Origin of the sequence: Streptomyces acidicola, from assembly GCF_009377235.1 — a bacterium.
GTDB classification, from domain to species: Bacteria; Actinomycetota; Actinomycetes; order Streptomycetales; family Streptomycetaceae; genus Streptomyces; species Streptomyces acidicola.
On sequence record NZ_VMNX01000223.1, the window covers coordinates 1 to 15436 of the forward strand.

At 68.5% G+C, this 15436-nt stretch carries 17 protein-coding genes and 3 pseudogenes; 9 read left to right on the plus strand and 11 right to left on the minus strand.

Translation table 11 applies throughout. The features are described from left to right. Positions 1 to 125: 125 nt before the first annotated feature. The 5 genes from FPZ41_RS36905 to FPZ41_RS36930 form a co-directional block, all read right to left on the minus strand. A complete protein-coding gene (locus FPZ41_RS36905) occupies positions 126 to 926 on the minus strand; it encodes an ABC transporter permease (RefSeq protein WP_152867956.1) in 801 nt (266 codons plus the stop codon). Then, positions 927 to 1862, minus strand: coding sequence for an ABC transporter permease (locus FPZ41_RS36910; protein WP_152867958.1), 936 nt, complete (start codon positions 1860 to 1862; stop codon positions 927 to 929). It lies immediately after the preceding gene. After that, positions 1859 to 3034, minus strand: a complete 1176-nt coding sequence (locus tag FPZ41_RS36915) for an ABC transporter ATP-binding protein (RefSeq protein ID WP_152867960.1) — start codon at positions 3032 to 3034, stop codon at positions 1859 to 1861. The genes FPZ41_RS36910 and FPZ41_RS36915 overlap by 4 nt, the downstream gene beginning before the upstream one ends. 221 nt (positions 3035 to 3255) lie before the next feature. Next, positions 3256 to 4503: a polyamine ABC transporter substrate-binding protein gene (locus FPZ41_RS36925; protein WP_131572158.1), complete on the minus strand. Its 1248-nt coding sequence runs from the start codon at positions 4501 to 4503 to the stop codon at positions 3256 to 3258. Between the two features lie 55 nt (positions 4504 to 4558). Further along, positions 4559 to 6097, minus strand: a complete 1539-nt coding sequence (locus tag FPZ41_RS36930; protein ID WP_152867962.1) for a gamma-aminobutyraldehyde dehydrogenase — start codon at positions 6095 to 6097, stop codon at positions 4559 to 4561. Positions 6098 to 6298: 201 nt separating this feature from the next. Here FPZ41_RS36930 and FPZ41_RS48975 point away from each other — a divergent pair. Beyond that, a pseudogene (locus tag FPZ41_RS48975) lies at positions 6299 to 6491 on the plus strand (DUF1768 domain-containing protein); the annotation flags it as partial. A gap of 42 nt (positions 6492 to 6533) precedes the next feature. On the opposite strand, the gene FPZ41_RS36940 reads toward FPZ41_RS48975, so the two are convergent. Further along, positions 6534 to 7754: an RNA-guided endonuclease InsQ/TnpB family protein gene (locus FPZ41_RS36940; RefSeq protein ID WP_322621196.1), complete on the minus strand. Its 1221-nt coding sequence runs from the start codon at positions 7752 to 7754 to the stop codon at positions 6534 to 6536. Further along, positions 7751 to 8179: an IS200/IS605 family transposase gene (tnpA, locus tag FPZ41_RS36945; protein ID WP_322621197.1), complete on the minus strand. Its 429-nt coding sequence runs from the start codon at positions 8177 to 8179 to the stop codon at positions 7751 to 7753. The genes FPZ41_RS36940 and tnpA overlap by 4 nt, the downstream gene beginning before the upstream one ends. A gap of 313 nt (positions 8180 to 8492) precedes the next feature. Between tnpA and FPZ41_RS36950 the strand changes: the two genes are divergently transcribed. Next, a complete protein-coding gene (locus FPZ41_RS36950; RefSeq protein ID WP_322621198.1) occupies positions 8493 to 9122 on the plus strand; it encodes an antibiotic biosynthesis monooxygenase family protein in 630 nt (209 codons plus the stop codon). Between the two features lie 124 nt (positions 9123 to 9246). Here FPZ41_RS36950 and FPZ41_RS50640 read toward each other — a convergent pair. From FPZ41_RS50640 to sigJ, 3 genes and pseudogenes are all read right to left on the minus strand, one after another. After that, positions 9247 to 9348 (minus strand): annotated as a pseudogene (locus tag FPZ41_RS50640) (IS982 family transposase); the annotation flags it as partial. Further along, positions 9328 to 9624, minus strand: a pseudogene (locus tag FPZ41_RS36955) (NAD-dependent DNA ligase LigA); the annotation flags it as partial. The pseudogenes FPZ41_RS36955 and FPZ41_RS50640, both read right to left, overlap by 21 nt. Before the next feature lie 56 nt (positions 9625 to 9680). Continuing rightward, on the minus strand, positions 9681 to 10577 hold the full coding sequence (sigJ, locus tag FPZ41_RS36960) for an RNA polymerase sigma factor SigJ (RefSeq protein WP_228023213.1): 897 nt from the start codon (positions 10575 to 10577) through the stop codon (positions 9681 to 9683). Between the two features lie 217 nt (positions 10578 to 10794). On the opposite strand from sigJ, the gene wrbA reads away from it, so the two are divergent. The 7 genes from wrbA to FPZ41_RS36990 all read left to right on the plus strand — a co-directional run bounded on the left by wrbA (position 10795) and on the right by FPZ41_RS36990 (position 14646). Then, positions 10795 to 11403: an NAD(P)H:quinone oxidoreductase gene (gene wrbA / locus FPZ41_RS36965; protein ID WP_152867978.1), complete on the plus strand. Its 609-nt coding sequence runs from the start codon at positions 10795 to 10797 to the stop codon at positions 11401 to 11403. A 363-nt stretch (positions 11404 to 11766) separates the two neighbouring features. Continuing rightward, on the plus strand, positions 11767 to 11946 hold the full coding sequence (locus FPZ41_RS36970; RefSeq protein ID WP_228023210.1) for a hypothetical protein: 180 nt from the start codon (positions 11767 to 11769) through the stop codon (positions 11944 to 11946). Between the two features lie 15 nt (positions 11947 to 11961). Then, entirely contained in the window at positions 11962 to 12252 is a 291-nt protein-coding gene (locus FPZ41_RS36975) for a DUF6415 family natural product biosynthesis protein (RefSeq protein WP_228023214.1), read from the plus strand. Then, on the plus strand, positions 12249 to 12539 hold the full coding sequence (locus FPZ41_RS36980; RefSeq protein ID WP_152867972.1) for a hypothetical protein: 291 nt from the start codon (positions 12249 to 12251) through the stop codon (positions 12537 to 12539). The genes FPZ41_RS36975 and FPZ41_RS36980 overlap by 4 nt, the downstream gene beginning before the upstream one ends. A 229-nt stretch (positions 12540 to 12768) precedes the next feature. Then, positions 12769 to 12894, plus strand: a complete 126-nt coding sequence (locus FPZ41_RS49635; RefSeq protein WP_265584276.1) for a hypothetical protein — start codon at positions 12769 to 12771, stop codon at positions 12892 to 12894. A gap of 84 nt (positions 12895 to 12978) precedes the next feature. Then, positions 12979 to 13608 (plus strand): class I SAM-dependent methyltransferase, encoded by a 630-nt coding sequence (locus FPZ41_RS36985; RefSeq protein WP_265584277.1) that lies wholly within the window; start codon positions 12979 to 12981, stop codon positions 13606 to 13608. Positions 13609 to 13650: 42 nt separating this feature from the next. After that, the gene (locus FPZ41_RS36990; protein ID WP_152867976.1) at positions 13651 to 14646 is read left to right on the plus strand and encodes an NAD(P)H-dependent glycerol-3-phosphate dehydrogenase; all 996 of its coding nucleotides are present in this window, start codon (positions 13651 to 13653) and stop codon (positions 14644 to 14646) included. A gap of 295 nt (positions 14647 to 14941) precedes the next feature. Here the strand turns inward: FPZ41_RS36990 and FPZ41_RS36995 are convergent. After that, positions 14942 to 15436 (minus strand): DUF4190 domain-containing protein (locus FPZ41_RS36995; protein ID WP_228023211.1); only part of this gene is annotated, 495 nt, incomplete at its 5' end.

The window sequence follows — 15436 nt, forward strand, 5'->3', positions numbered from 1 at the left end:
GGCCTGCCGGGGTCGTCCAGCCAGTACGGGGCCGGCTGGGCCTCGGAAAGAGATCTCGTCCAGCGATGTCCACGGCTCATGGCGCTCGGGGCCATGATTTCAACTCCCTACGCGGGCTTGAGGAATTACGGCTTCTGGCGCTTGCGGCGACCACCGACGACCATGCCGGCCAGCACGAACAGCACGGCGACGACGAACATGGCCGTGCCGATGACATTGATCTGGACGGGCGTTCCGCGCTGCGCCGAGCCCCAGACGAACATGGGGAACGTGACGGTCGAGCCCGCGGTGAAATTGGTGATGATGAAGTCGTCGAAGGAGAGCGCGAAGGCGAGCAGCGCGCCCGCGGCGATTCCCGGTGCCGCGATGGGCAGGGTGACCCGCACGAACGTCTGGACGGGACCCGCGTACAGGTCCCGCGCGGCCTCCTCCAGCCTCGGATCCATCGACATGACGCGCGCCTTGACGGCGACCACGACGAAGCTGAGGCAGAACATGATGTGCGCGATCAGGATCGTCCAGAATCCCAACTGAGCACCCAGGTTGAGGAACAGGGTCAGCAGGGACGCGGCCATCACGACCTCGGGCATCGCCATCGGCAGGAAGATCAGCGAGTTGACGGCCCCGCGCGCGCGGAAGCGGTACCGCACGAGGGCGAAGGCGATCATCGTGCCGAGGACGGTGGCCCCGAGCGTGGCCCAGGCCGCGAGTTGCAGGCTGATCGAGAGCGAGCCGCACAGACCGGCGACCCCGCACGGATCGGTCCAGGCGTCCGTGGAGAACGTCTGCCACTCGTAGTTGAAGCGGCCCTTCGGTTCGTTGAAGGAGAAGACGGTGACGACGATGTTCGGCAGGAGGAGGTATCCGAGCGTCAGCAGACCGGCGATGACGACGAGATGGCGCTTTGTCCAGCGCAGCAAGGCCATTTAAACCAGATCCTCCGTCCCGGACTTCCGGATGTAGAGCGTGACCATGATGAGGATCGCGGCCATGAGAAGGAAGGAAAGGGCGGCGGCCGTCGGATAGTCCAGGATCCGCAGGAACTGGGTCTGGATGACGTTGCCGACCATGCGGGTGTCTGCCGAGCCGAGCAGGTCGGCGTTCACGTAGTCGCCGCTCGCCGGGATGAAGGTGAGCAGCGTGCCGGAGACCACGCCGGGCATCGACAGCGGGAAGGTGACCTTGCGGAACGTCGTGAACGGTGTCGCGTACAGGTCGCCGGCCGCCTCGTGCAGCCGCCCGTCGATGCGCTCCAGGGACGTGTAGAGCGGCAGGATCATGAACGGCAGGAAGTTGTAGGTCAGACCGCAGACCACGGCCAGCGGTGTGGCGAGGACGCGGTCCCCGGCGGTGATGCCGAGCCAGCCGGTGACGTCCAGGACGTGCAGCGAGTTCAGGGCGCCGACGACCGGGCCGCCGTCGGCGAGGATCGTCTTCCAGGCGAGGGTGCGGATCAGGAAGCTGGTGAAGAACGGCGCGATCACCAAAATCAGGATCAGGTTGCGCCAGCGGCCCGCACGGAACGCGATCAGGTACGCCAGCGGATAGCCCAGCAGCAGGCACAGGACCGTCGCGGAGCCCGCGTACAGCACCGAGCGCAGGAACTGCGGCCAGTACTCGGACAGGGCGTGCCAGTAGGTCGCGAAGTGCCAGGTGACCTTGTAGCCCTCCTCCAGGGAGCCCGTCTGTACGGACGTGGAGGCCTGGTAGATCATCGGCAGCGCGAAGAAGACGAGCAGCCAGAGGATGCCGGGCAGGAGCAGCCAGTACGGGACGAGGCGGCCACGTCCGCGCGGGGGCTTCCGTGTCGGGGTGACCGGTGCGGGAGGCGGTGGCGCCTCGGCCTCGGTGAGGGTCGTCATCGGACAGCCGCCTCTTCCTCAACGGTTTCCACGCCCGCGGAGCCCGCTGTCCCGGCAAGCAGGGACTGGGCAGCGTCCAGCCCGAACGTGTGGGCCGGGCTCCAGTGCAGGACGACGTCGGCACCGGGGACAAGCCGGGGGTCGCGGTCGATGTTCTGGACGTAGACCGCGAACTCGGGGCAGACCGAACTGTCGACGACGTACTGCGTGGAGACGCCGATGAAACTGGTCGCGGTGATCTTCCCCGTGATGCGGTTGCGGCCCACGGGGACATCGCCGGCGTCGTCCGCGTGGGTGAGGGATATCTTCTCGGGCCGTACGCCGACCAGGACCCTGCCGCCGGTGGTGGCGGGCGCGGAACAGCGTGCCTCGGGCAGCGACAGCTTGCCGTCGCCCGCCTTGAGGACGATGGCGCCGCCGCTCTTCGAGTCGACCTCGGCCTCGATGAGGTTCGAGGTGCCGAGGAAGTTGGCGACGAACGTGGTCCGCGGGTTCTCGTAGAGGTCGGTGGGCGAACCGAGTTGTTCGACGCGGCCCGCGTTCATCACGGCGACCGTGTCGGCCATCGTCATGGCCTCCTCCTGGTCGTGCGTGACATGGACGAAGGTGATGCCGACCTCGGTCTGGATGCGCTTGAGTTCCAGCTGCATCTGGCGCCGCAGCTTGAGGTCGAGGGCGCCGAGCGGCTCGTCGAGGAGGAGCACCTTGGGGCGGTTGATCAGCGCGCGGGCGACGGCCACGCGCTGCTGCTGGCCGCCGGAGAGCTGGTGCGGCTTCTTGCGGGCCTGTTCCCCGAGCTGTACGAGGTCCAGCATCTCGTCGACCTGCTTCGTCACGGACCTGATGCCGCGCCTGCGCAGCCCGAAGGCGACGTTCTCGAAGATGTCGAGGTGCGGGAAGAGCGCGTAAGACTGGAAGACCGTGTTCACCGGCCGCTTGTGCGGCGGCAGACGGGTCACGTCCTGCTCGCCGAGCGAGACGGTGCCGGAGGAAGGTTCCTCCAGACCGGCGATCATGCGCAGGGTGGTGGTCTTGCCGCAGCCGGAGGCGCCGAGCAGGGCGAAGAAGGAACCTTCCGGCACGGTGAGGTCGAGCGGGTGGACGGCGGCGAAGGAGCCGTAGGTCTTGCTGATCCCGGAGAGGCGGACGTCGCCGCCGTGGTCTTTCGTCATGGTGTGGTCCCTGGGTGTCGGGGTCGACTGTGGTTCCGGAGCGGGCCCGGACACCGCACCGTCGGGCGTTCCGCGGGGCCTTTCAGCCCGTCCGGCGATTGAGGACAAGGCCGTTCAGGCCGACAAGTGGGGGTCTGGGGGCGGCAGCCCCCAGGGAAGGGACGGGATGGAGTAGGGGCGGCGGGGGCGAGCAGCACCACCCGCACCGCACCGCCGGAGGCTCACGCGCCCGTCAGCTTCGCGAACTTCTCCTCGTACGCCGTCTCTTCCTCGCTGCTCAGCAGACGGAAGGCGCGGGACTTGGCGGCCATGGCCTTGTCCGGAAGGATCAACGGGTTGTCCGCCGCGTCCTTGTCGATCTTCTCCAGCTCCGTCTTCACCCCGTCGACCGGGCAGACGAAGTTGATGTAGGCGGCGACTTCAGCGGCCGGGCGAGGCTCGTAGTAGTAGTCGATGAGCCGCTCGGCGTTGGTCTTGTGACGTGCCTTGTTGGGGATCAGCAGGTTGTCGGTGGACGTCAGGTAGCCGCTGTCGGGGATGACGAAGTCGACGTCGGGGCTGTCCGCCTTGAGCTGGACGACGTCTCCGGCCCAGGCGATGCACGCCGCGAGGTCGCCCTTGGTGAGGTCGGACGTGTAGTCGTTGCCCGTGAAGCGGCGGATCTGGCCCTTGTCGACGGCCTTCTGGAGACGGGCAATCGCCGCGTCGTAGTCGTCGTCCGTGAACTTCGCCGGGTCCTTGCCCATGTCGAGCAGGGTCATGCCGATGCTGTCGCGCATCTCCGAGAGGAAGCCGATGCGCCCCTTGAGCCGGGGATTGTCGAGCATGTCGGAGACCGACCGGACCTCGATGCCGTCGAGCGCCTTCTTGTTGTAGGCAATGACGGTCGAGATGCCCTGCCACGGGTACGAGTAGGCGCGGCCCGGGTCCCAGTCGGGGCTGCGGAACTGGGCGGACAGGTTGGCGTACGCGTGCGGCAGGTTCGCCGGGTCCAGTTTCTGGACCCATCCCAGCCGGATCAGCCGGCCCGCCAGCCAGTCGGTGAGGACGATGATGTCGCGGCCGGCGTCCTGGCCCGCGGCGAGCTGCGGCTTGATCTTGCCGAAGAACTCGTTGTTGTCGTTGATGTCCTCGGTGTACTTGACCTTGATGCCGGTCCGCCGGGTGAACCGGTCGAGCGTGGGATGACGCCTCTCGCTCTCGTCCACGTCCATGTACTCGGTCCAGTTGGAGAAGTTGACGACCTTCTCCTCGGCCGAGTGGTCCTCCGCGGAGACACCGCCCTGGCTCTTGCCCGCCGGGGGGATACCGCAGGCGCTCAGCGCCCCGACGCCACCGACCGCGAGAGCGCCTCCCGCGGAGGCGCGCAGCAGCGAACGGCGGGTCAGGGAGGCCCTGCCGCTCAGGAAACTGCGCCGCATCGCGGCCAGTTGGACCGGGGACAGCCGGTCGGGCTCGTACTGCTCCATACGCGTGGTGCCCTTTCGGGAGGTTTGGCCGTGGTCGGCGGCAGGTGGCGTCCCCCTACCGCCGCTCCCCGAAGATCGTTCGGTGCCAGGCCTTCCTGGCGACCGCCGTGTTGTCGAACATGACGTGCTTGATCTGCGTGTATTCCTCGAACGAGTACACGGACATGTCCTTGCCGAAGCCGGACGCCCGATACCCGCCGTGGGGCATCTCGCTGATGATCGGAATGTGGTCGTTGATCCAGACGCAGCCCGCCCTGATCTCGCGGGTGGCGCGGTTCGCCCGGTAGACGTCCCGGCTCCAGGCGGAGGCGGCGAGGCCGTACGGGGTGTCGTTGGCGAGCCGGATGCCCTCGTCGTCGGTGTCGAAGGGCAGGACGACGAGGACGGGCCCGAAGATCTCGGACTGGACGATCTCGCTGTCCTGGGCGGCGTCGGCGATGACCGTGGGCCGGTAGTAGGCACCGTTCTCGAGCTCTCCCTGCGGAGCCTCTCCACCGGTCACCACGCGCGCGTGGGCACGCGCCCGGTCGACGAAACCCGCCACCCGGTCGCGGTGGCTGTGCGAGATGAGCGGCCCTAGATCCGTGCCCGGCGCGAACGGGTCGCCGAGCCGGACGGTCTCCATCAGGGCGGCGGTCCGCGCGACGAACTCCTCGTAGAGGGGCCGTTGCACATACGCGCGCGTGGCGGCCGTGCAGTCCTGCCCGGTGTTGATGAGCGCGCCCGCGACCGCGCCGTGCACAGCGGCTTCGAGATCGGCGTCGTCGAAGACCACGAAGGGCGCCTTGCCGCCGAGTTCCAGGTGGATCCGCTTGACGGTCGCCGTGGCGATCCCGGCGACGCGCCTGCCGACGGCGGTGGACCCGGTGAACGAGGTCATGGCCACGTCCGGGTGCGCGACGAGGTGCTCGCCGGCCTCCTTGCCGGTGCCGGCGACGATGTTGACGACGCCGGGCGGGATGCCCGCGTCGGTGGCGGCCTCGGCGAAGAGGAGGGAGGTGAACGGGGTGAGCTCGGCGGGCTTCAGGACGATCGTGTTGCCCGCGGCGATCGCCGGGAGGATCTTCCAGGCGGCCATCTGGAGGGGGTAGTTCCAGGGCGCGATGGAGCCGACCACGCCGATGGGCTCCCGGCGTACGTACGAGGTGTGGTCGCCGGAGTACTCGCCGGCGGACTGCCCCTGCAACTGCCGGGCGACCCCCGCGAAGAAGGCGGTGTTGTCGATGGTCCCCGGGACGTCGAACTCACGGCTCAGCTTCAGCGGCTTCCCGCACTGGAGCGACTCGGCGCGTGCGAAGTCCTCGGCACGGTCGGCGAGGACGGCGGCGAAGCGGTGCAGCGCGTCGGAACGCTCGCCGGGAGTGGCGGCGGCCCAGCCCGGGAAGGCCTCGCGGGCCGCGGCGACGGCGGCGTCCACGTCCTCGGTGCCGGCGAGCTCGTAGGTGTACACCTCGGCGCCGGTGGCCGGGTCGACGACGGCGTGGGTACGGCCGGAGGTGCCCCTCCGTGGGCGGCCCGCGATGAACTGCGCGCCGTCCGGGAAACGCTCCTGGGCCGGGAAACGGTGGGGGGTGGCGGTGCCCGGGCTGTGCATATGGCTCTCCTCCGTGTCCCCTGTCCGAGGGCCGGCGTGGCTCAAGCTCGATTTGAGTGCCGATCCTGACAGAGCGACAAAACCTCAACAAGGGATTCCGTTGTTGCCTTTTGGTTACGCGACGGAATCTGTCGACCGGGCGCCGACCAGGCACGAAAATCAGGGGACGGACTGTCAGTGGTGCGTGCCAGACTCGCCGGCATGGGGAAGATCGATTCTTTGGACACCCTGGTCAGGGAGGTCCGCACGGGGGCGAGAGTCAAGTACCTGCACTTCTGGGGGCACCGGCCGCGGCCCGACGGGCGGATCGGCGCGAGCTGCCTGAGCCAGTGGTGGCCGTCGCCGTTCACGGTGGACGGGGTGGAGTACGCGGACGGCGGAGCACTGGATGGTGACTCCACCCACCGCAGAAGCGGCGGGCTTCCTGCGTCGGTGGCTAAGCCTCCGCGCAGAGGACCAGCCCGGCCCTATGCAGGACGTTCAAGGCGCCCACGCGGTCGGCATTCTCCACCAGGCCGCACTTGACGCACTCGAACTTTGCTTGGGTGACGCGGTTCTCCTTGGCGACGTGCCCGCATCCTCCTATCTCGGGCGGGCACGTGCGGGAGGTATTGCGGGCGTCCACGGGGATCACTCGGCGAGCGGCACTCTCAGCCTTCTGCGCCAGGATCGACAGGAACCGTCCCCAACCCGCGTCGAGGATGCTTCGGTTGAGCCCGGCCTTCGCGGCGGCACCGTTCGGGAGGAACGCGCCGCCGTTGTCAGGGTCGGGCTTGGGTACGGGCGCTTTGGTCATGCCCGCTGTGTTCAGCGTCTCATGCCCGATCACGTCGTGTTCCTGGACCAGGGCGAGCGCGGTCTTGTGGTGGTAGTCGGCCCGCTGGCGCCGGATCTTGGCGTGCAGCTTGGCGACCTTCCGGGCAGCGGCCCGGTGCTTCTTCGTGCGCTGCTTGGTGCGCCTGGGGAACGTCGCAAGGTGCTGCTGGGCTGTGGTCAGCTCGTCGGCCATCGACTCCAGGAACCTGGGGTTCTCGACGTGGTTCCCGTGGGAGTCGGTGAAGAAGTGCACGGTGCCCATGTCGATGCCGACGATACAGCCCGTTGCGGGAAGCGGCTCGGCGGGCACCTCATCACAGGAAAGCACCACGTACCAGCGACGGCCTTCCCGTTTGATGCTGATCGTCTTGACCCGTCCGCGCACGGGTCGGTGCTGGTGGACGCGGACATGCCCGACCCCTTGGAGACGTAAGCGAGTCTGGGTGTCGTGTGGGGTGGAGTCCCACCGGCAGCCGTCGCCGTCCTTCGGGAAGGTCACCGTGTCGAAGTGCCCGACGCCCTTGAAGCGCGGGTACCCCGGCTTCTCACCGGCCTTCACCCGGCCGAAGAACGCCTGGAACGCCTTGTCCAGACGGCGCAGCGTGGCCTGCTGCGAGGAGAACGACCAGCGGCCCTGACACTCTGGGTCGAACGCCCGGATCTCCTTGAGCTGCGCGGACTGGCCTCCGTACGTGATGCTCGTCCTGGAGACGTGCCGGTAGGCGTCACGGCGTTCCTGCAACGCGCCGTTGTAGAGGAAGCAGTGGTCGGCCAGCATCGCCTGCAGCGCGGCTTCCTGACCGACGGTGGGGCGGAGAAGGAACTTGTAGGCGCGTATCACCCCCGCGCCTCCTTGTCCTTCTTCCCGGGGCGTTCCCACTGCGTGTTGATGTACTTCTCCACGGTGGCCGCCGAGACTGCGCCGACCGAGGCGGCGAAGTACGACGACGACCACAGCGTGGGCATCCGCGACTTCAGGTGCGGGAACTCCTCCCGCAGTACGCGGGAGGTGAAGCCTTTGAACTGGTTCGCCACATACGACGCCGACGACTTCGGATCATGCTTGACGAACAGGTGTACGCGGTCCGGCATCACCTCAAGCGCAATGATCTCCCACCGGCGCTCGTCGGCCTTGGCCCGAATCAGCTCATCCAGGCGTTCCGCGACCCGCCCGCCGAGGACCGGACGGCGGTACTTCGGACACCACACCACGTGGAGCCCGAGGTCGTACACACCGCCGGAGAACCGGCGAACCTTCCTGGTCACAGTCACATGATGACTATATACACGCAACAGGTCTAGTACGACAGAAGGGTGATACAGGTGAACACTGCAGATAATGCACCAAGTTGAGGTCAGAGCAGCCCAGCCATTCCCCACCCCGCTAAAGCAGGGCGTCCCCTGGCTAGATGATCGATTCCAAGGGGTCAGTGGTCGGCAATCAGGGGGGGATGGATCGGCCGGTGGCGAAGGAGCCCCGCCATGCGCAGGCGGGTCGTGCACATAGTTGCGTCGCTCCCCGGGTAGCGTGATCGGATCATCTTGACCTGAAGTGTGGTTGAGGTTTCACGATGGTGCGGTGACTGATAACGGAATCACCCTGATCGACGCGTGGGAACTGCCCGAGGACCGGATCGACGAATCCATCGCACGCTGGAGGGAGCGCGTCGGGCTCATCCACACTGCCCCCGGTTTCCGGGATGCGCGACTGCACCGCAGACTGTTCCCGGAGTCCCGGCTCGGCCCGGTCAATGTGGCGCACTGGGACAGCATCGAAGCCCGGGGCGAGGCTCTGGCGAATCCCGGCTTCACCGCGTCGGCAGCCACCGCGGCCGGCTATGCCACCGTGCACGGCGGCTGGTACGAGGTGGCGGCCGAATTCCGCGCAGGGGGAAACGGCTCGGGCGAAGGGCCGGGAATCACCTTCGTCAATGCCTTCGAGCTGCCCGCCGAGCGGATCGATGAGTTCCTGCGGCACTGGCTCGGCCGCGCAGAGCTGATGAGCAAGGCGCCCGGCTTCCGGGACAACCGGCTGCACCGTGCGGTGGACTCGGACACTCGCTTCCAGCTGGTCAGCATCGCGCACTGGGACAGTCCCGACGCATGGCGCACAGCAGACAACGACCCCCGCTTCCAACAGCGCCTGTCCACCTCCCCTGACTTCGCCACCGCAGACTCCGCACTCTTCCGGGCTGTCGTCGAATTCTGACCGTGGGTCGTACGCTCCCGAGCCGTTCGCCCCGGTGGTCGGATCCGTCCTGTCGGCAAGGGGCAACCAAGACGAGTAATCCGAACGCCGGGCAGCGCGCGTAACGCGCTGCCCGGCGTTGTCGTCAGTGGTCATAGACAGCCAGTGAGCGAAGGACGGGCTGTCCGATGTGGTCGTTGTGTCAGATTGCGGTAGTCAGTGCGAGGATGCGCTGCATGACGCGGGAGTGCCCGAGACCCTCGATGTCGAGCTGGTCGCGGCCCGCGGCGTACGAGACCGCGGCGACGAGGTGGCAGTTGCGGCCGCGCTCGCACCGCCAGCGCTGCTCGCTGGTGTCGATGCCGGAGCCGCACTGCGGGCACTCGGCCGGGAAGGCGATCTCCGTCTCGTCGCCGGTGCGCAGGTGGGCGACGGGGGCTTCGATGCGCGGGATGATGTCGCCCGCCTTGTAGACCATCACGTGGTCGCCGAGGCGCAGGTCGCGGCGGGTGATGTGTCCCGGGCGGCTCCGCGGGAGAGGCGGAGCCGGTCCAGTTCACATCGGCTGCGTGCGTCGGGTCAGTCGGCCGCGGGGCGGCTCGTCGTCCAGGAACGGAGCTTGTCGGGGTTGAGCACGGCCCAGATCCTGGTGATCCGACCATCCCGGATGTCGAACGACAGCACGGTCACAATGACGCCGTCGACCTGGACCGCCAGACCCGGACAGCCGTTCACCGTGCGCTCCAGAATCGTCAACCCGGCTGCCGCACGCGCCCGGTGGACGTAGAAGCGGGCGATCGCCTCGGCTCCTTCGACCGGGCGGAGCTCGGCCCTGACACGCCCGCCGCCGTCGCCTGTGGCCGTGGCCTCGGGCGCCAGTACACCGAGCAGGGCGTCGATGTCCTGGGCCTGCCAGGCCTGCTTGAAGGCCCTGACGACGTCGGCGCGACGTGTTGTCCGGGGCTCTGGTGGCCGCGCGGCACGTACGCGCCGACGGGCGGAGGACGCCAACTGGCGGCAGGCTTCCTGCGAGCGGCCGACGATCTCGGCGATGTCCGCGAAGGGGTAGCAGAAGACGTCGTGCAGGACGAACGCGACCCGCTCGGCCGGGGTCAGCGCGTCGAGCACGACGAGGAACGCCATGGTGACCGATTCGTCGAGGGCGACCCGGTCCGCGGGATCAGGGACGTCGGCCTCGGTACCGCGCCCGCTGAACCACCGTGCGTTTCCCGGCAGCGGTTCCGGGAGCCAGGCCCCCACGTAGCGCTCGCGCCGGGCCCGTGCCGAGCCGAGCAGGTCCAGGCAGATACGGCTGACGACGGTCGTCAGCCAACCGCCGGGGGAGTCGATGCCGCTGCGCTCCTGCGGGGACAGCGCGTACCACCGGGTGTACACCTCCTGGACCACGTCCTCGGCCTCCGACAGGGAGCCGAGCAGGCGGTACCCGATGCTGAGCAGCTGGCGCCGCTTGCTCATGATCGTGGCCAGTTCGGGATCGTTCTCCCACAAGGAGGCGCCAGAAGAAGCGAACGGGTCGGTCGCGTCGGTCGGGTGGGTCACGGTCTCGTCAGTCTCCTGGGTCCGGCCTCTCTGGGACGTTCGCCTCACATCTTGCCGGGCTGTGTCGTCCTCATGGATGAACACCCACGCCCGCTCGACAGCGCCGGGCATCACCGCAAGAAAGGCACTTCTCATGGCATCTGTGAATGTTGCGATTGTGTACTACAGCCAGACGGGGACGGTGTATTCGCTGGCTCGGGCTGTTGCTGAGGGGGCGGAGAAGGCGGGTGCGCAGGTTCGTGTGTTGAAGGTGGCGGAGACGGCGCCGGTGGAGGCGGTGGAGGGGAAGCCGGCGTGGGCGCAGCATCTGCGGGAGACCGCGGATGTGGCGGAGGTGGGTCTGGATGATCTGGAGTGGGCGGACGCGGTGCTGTTCGGGACGCCGACCCGGTTCGGGAACCCGGCCAGTCAGCTGAGGGCATTCATCGACACGACGGGTCCGCTGTGGTTTCCGGGCAAGCTTGCCGGCAAGGTCTACTCGGCGTTCACCGCCTCGAACACCGCGCACGGCGGCCAGGAATCCACGATCCTCGCCCTGTCGAACACGTTCTACCACTGGGGCGGCATCATCGTCCCGCCCGGCTACACCGACCCCGTCCAGTTCAAGTCGGGCAATCCGTACGGCACTTCACACGTGGTCGGCGAAGGCGCACCCAGCGAGACCACCCTCCAGGCCGCCGCGCACCAGGGCCGCCACGTCACCGAAACAGCAACAGCCCTCAAAGCAGGCCGCACCAACTGACCCACACTGACACCCGAGCCGCTGTCCACGGGGCCGGACAGCGGACAGCCAGCAACAGGCAACAGGCAGCGGTCGCTTGCATTCCCCGGTCTCCCAGATGACCTCGGTGCGGCGGCCGGTGCGTACGCCTTGGTTCGTGCCCCCGGTAAGACCGAGGGCACGAACGGCGCGTCCCGCGCCGTGGCGGCACGAACATCAAGAACCGTCTCACCGGCCCCAACAGCTCCTCCAGAGGTCGCAGATGAGGCCCAGGCGGAAAGCTTCCCGAGAGGGCCTGGAGGCCGCTGTAGGGCCCCTGGAGAGCTGCAGGCCTCTGGTACCCGCCGTTCATACCACCTGATCGAGACGGCACGGGCGTACGGCATGTCAGGGGAGTCAGTAGCCGCCGTATCCCTGCTCAAGAAGGCGTACGAGGAGTCTCCGGAGACGATCCAGTACAACCTCCACACTCGTAGTGCCCTACCGGAGTTGGTGAAGTCGGGGCCGCGCATGCTGCGCGATGACGCCCTCGCACTGGCGCGGGATCTGTGCGTCCCTGTGTGACAGGAGGCGGACAGGCTGCTCGCCAAGAGAGACCCGCTGTCCGGCGAGGAGATGGAAACGCTCAGGCTCCAGCTGCGGGGACACCTCGATGTGCTGATCCCCGCCGTCGAGCGGGCGGCTGCCCGCCTACCGAAGGGCGACGGAGTACGTGACCGTACTCGGTTGTCCGTCGCAGAGGCCCGCATGCGGCTCCGTCTGGGGCCCGGGGAGACGCTCTTCCTCCGGGTGTCGGTGCTGCTGAGGCTGGCCCGCTCTGCGCGCTCTTTGTGCGAGCACCTGGAGAACCTGGGTGGTGATCACCCGTGACCGTGACGCTGCACATCTGCCGGTACTGCGACGGGCTGATCACTGACGAAGCGCCGGGGCGGGCTTTCGCGTACGAGCACAGCATGTCGGGACGCGGCAGGGAGGTGTGGGCGCACGACGAGCACGCGCACCTGGTGAAGCCGGACCTGGCCTTGCTCCTGCTACTGGCCCACCTTCCGTGCACGGAAGGTGGGCCGGCAGTGAGATCGATCCGCGGACTGTTCCTGTACGTGGTGGCTGTGGCCGCCCCCGTCCTCGCCCTCATGCTGGCTCGGAAACCGAACTGACCCAACCCCCTTGGCGGCCACTTCGAGGCAGGGCCGCACCCAAGGCGCCACTCCGGCCGGGAACGGAAGCCCCAGATGGAGGTGGCAAGCCCGTCCCGTCGCGGATCCCGGAAGGACCGCGGCGGGACGGGTGGCAAGACACCCGCCCCGGTCTCTTCCAGGGACCAACCGAGGGCTCGGGGCGGGCCATTCCGCAAGAAGAACCTCACGGCATAGAGAGGAGGACTCCATGGAGCAGTCCAAGTCCGAACTCGCCGCTCAGTCCGCGCCCGTCTGGGCGGGCCTCGGCGTCGCAGGGATCGTCGCCCCCAACAGCGTCGTCCGCATCGAGGACGTGGAGGACGAGGGTCCCTGACCCAGCCGCGGGATCTTGAGGTTCCGCGCCTCAACCGGCGCGGGGGGCCCAGAGAGCAACAGCTCCGTTTCCAGCTCCTGCGACTTGCCCCTCCTCGGCACGATGGTCAGCAGGCTGCGAATGCGGCCAGGCCAGGCCCTCGCCGACATCGGGTGCGGCACCGGCGGCGTGGGCCTGTGGCTCGCTCGCGCGCTCGCCGTGCGCCTGGTCGGCATCGACATCTCCTCCACCGCCGTCGAACTCGCCACCGCGCGCCGGTCCCACTTCGTCCCGCCCGAGCGGGCCCAGTTCCGGGTGAGGACGATGGAAGCGACCAGTCTGCCGGACAGCTGCGCGCACGGCGCGGTGTGCGTTGACGCGATGAGCAACGCCGCCGACCGGGCCGCCGTACTGGGCGAGATGCACCGCATCCTCGCCCCCGACGCTCGCCTGGCGCTGACCCGCGCCGTACGGCGGGAGGCTGACCAGGTGTGGCGGGAGCAGGCAGAAGACGCCGGATCCGAGGTCGAGCACGTAGACGAGCGGCCCGGCGAGCCCGAGATGTGGCGTCGCCTGTACCGGCTGTGGATCGCGCGGGAGGCCGACCTGCGCCGTCAGCTCGGCGACGTCCAGGCGGAGAACATGCTGGGCGAGGCGCAGCGGGTAATGCCCCGCCTCGACGGGCGCCGCGCGCTGGTGGCCACCTTGCGCCGTCCCCCAGTCACCGCCGGATAAGGTTCCGCAAGTCCACCAGTACACGACAGAAGGGGCCCGGGGATGCGCGTTGCGGTGCTCTCGGCCGGATCATGGGGCACGACGTTCGCGGCGGTCCTTGCGGACGCCGGCAACGACGTCGTCCTCCACGGCCGCCGCGGCGAGATTGTCGACGCGATCAACACCCGCCACGAGAATCCCGCTTACCTCCACGGTATCGAGCTCCCGGCCGCGCTACGGGCCACCATCGACGTTGCCGAGGCCCTGGAGGGCGCCGAGTACGTGGTGGTGTCGATCCCGGCACAGTCGCTGCGCGGCAACCTCGCCGCTTGGGCCCCGCACATCGGGCCCCACACCGTGGTGGTCAGTCTCATGAAGGGCATCGAGACCCACAGCGGACTGCGTATGAGCGAGGTCATCACCGAGGTCACCGGCATCCCAGCCGAGCGCGTCGCGGTCATCTCCGGCCCGAACCTCGCCCGCGAGATCGCCACCCGCCATCCTGCGGCCTCTGTGATCGCCTGCCCTGACGAGATCGCCGCCAAGGCCTTGCAGGACGCCTGCCACACCCCCTACTTCCGGCCCTACACCACCACCGACGTCGTCGGCTGCGAGCTCGGCGGCGCCGTGAAGAACGTCATCGCCCTCGCGGTCGGCCTGGGCACAGGCATGGGCCTCGGTGACAACGCGCAAGCTCTGCTCATCACCCGCGGCCTGGCCGAGACCGCTCGCCTCGGCGAGCGCCTCGGCGGCGACCCGTTCACGTTCTCCGGCCTCGCCCGCGCCGGAGACCTCTACGCAACGTGCTCCTCACCACTCTCGCGGAACCGCACCTTCGGCGAGCACCTCGGCCGGGGACTGAGCGTCGCCAAGGCCACCGCCGCCACCAGCCAGACCGCGGAAGGTGTGAAGTCGTGCCGCGCAATCCTTGACCTGGCGCACCGCCACAGCGTCGAGATGCCCATCACCGAAGTCGTTGCGGCCGTCATCGACGGCACGACCACCGTCCACGATGCGGCAGCTGCCCTGATGTCCCGTACGCCCAAAGCCGAGCGATAGGGCCTCTGGCGAAGGCGGACAACCACCGGCCCCTACGGACCCGTGATTCACCCCCGTGTGCCATATGTCGAACGCACGGTCCTGAAGCCGCCGTTCCGGTGGCAGGGCCGCACACGCACCAACGGCGCCGCCGTACTGGAAAAACGGAAGCCTCTGCGCGGCGGGGCCGCTCGCTGCGCGGCTTGTACATCGGTGCCCAGTTCCGCCTCCGGCTTCCTCCGGACCTCACCTCACGGTGACGCCCGGTTGTCGCCCATGCTGGGCGTTCCGCCCTGGTGTGATCGCCGGGGCCTTCTCAGGAGAGACAACGTGACGTGTCGGCGGCCGACGAGGCCGAGTAGCCGGCGTCGACGGGGGCGACGTCCGGGCCGTCGGCGCTGTCGTCCGAGACCGCGACGATGAGGACGAACACGAGCGCGCCCAGGACGATGCCGGCCGCCCCGCAGATGATCCCGGCCAGGGCCTGCCCAGGATTCGTCGCCTCGCCCCGGCCCGCCTTGGCGCGGCCGATCACACCGAAGATCACGCCCAGCACGCCCAGCACGATGGACAACGGCCACATACAGAACCCGACCGCCGCGATGATCCCCAGGGTGAGCGAGGCGATCCCGATGCCGTTGCTCGGCGCGAGCGGCATCCCGGACCAGCCGTAGCCCGGGGCACCGTGGTGCGGGGCGAACTGGTGACCGTGGCCCGGGTGGCCCTGATAGGCCGGCTGACCCGGGTACTGGGGGTATCCGTACGGCACGTGTCCCGGACCGTCGGGGCCGATGGGGGGCGGGGGGACGGG

Excerpts from the sequence above, each read along its gene's own strand:
- FPZ41_RS36990 (WP_152867976.1), top strand. The coding sequence starts at position 13,651 with ATGCGCGTTGCGGTGCTCTCGGCCGGATCATGGGGCACGACGTTCGCG.
- FPZ41_RS36925 (WP_131572158.1), bottom strand. The coding sequence starts at position 4,503 with ATGGAGCAGTACGAGCCCGACCGGCTGTCCCCGGTCCAACTGGCCGCG.
- FPZ41_RS36905 (WP_152867956.1), bottom strand. The coding sequence starts at position 926 with ATGGCCTTGCTGCGCTGGACAAAGCGCCATCTCGTCGTCATCGCCGGT.
- FPZ41_RS36910 (WP_152867958.1), bottom strand. The coding sequence starts at position 1,862 with ATGACGACCCTCACCGAGGCCGAGGCGCCACCGCCTCCCGCACCGGTC.
- FPZ41_RS49635 (WP_265584276.1), top strand. The coding sequence starts at position 12,769 with ATGGAGCAGTCCAAGTCCGAACTCGCCGCTCAGTCCGCGCCCGTCTGG.
- FPZ41_RS36930 (WP_152867962.1), bottom strand. The coding sequence starts at position 6,097 with ATGCACAGCCCGGGCACCGCCACCCCCCACCGTTTCCCGGCCCAGGAG.
- sigJ (WP_228023213.1), bottom strand. The coding sequence starts at position 10,577 with ATGAGCAAGCGGCGCCAGCTGCTCAGCATCGGGTACCGCCTGCTCGGC.
- wrbA (WP_152867978.1), top strand. The coding sequence starts at position 10,795 with ATGGCATCTGTGAATGTTGCGATTGTGTACTACAGCCAGACGGGGACG.
- FPZ41_RS36915 (WP_152867960.1), bottom strand. The coding sequence starts at position 3,034 with ATGACGAAAGACCACGGCGGCGACGTCCGCCTCTCCGGGATCAGCAAG.
- FPZ41_RS36970 (WP_228023210.1), top strand. The coding sequence starts at position 11,767 with ATGTCAGGGGAGTCAGTAGCCGCCGTATCCCTGCTCAAGAAGGCGTAC.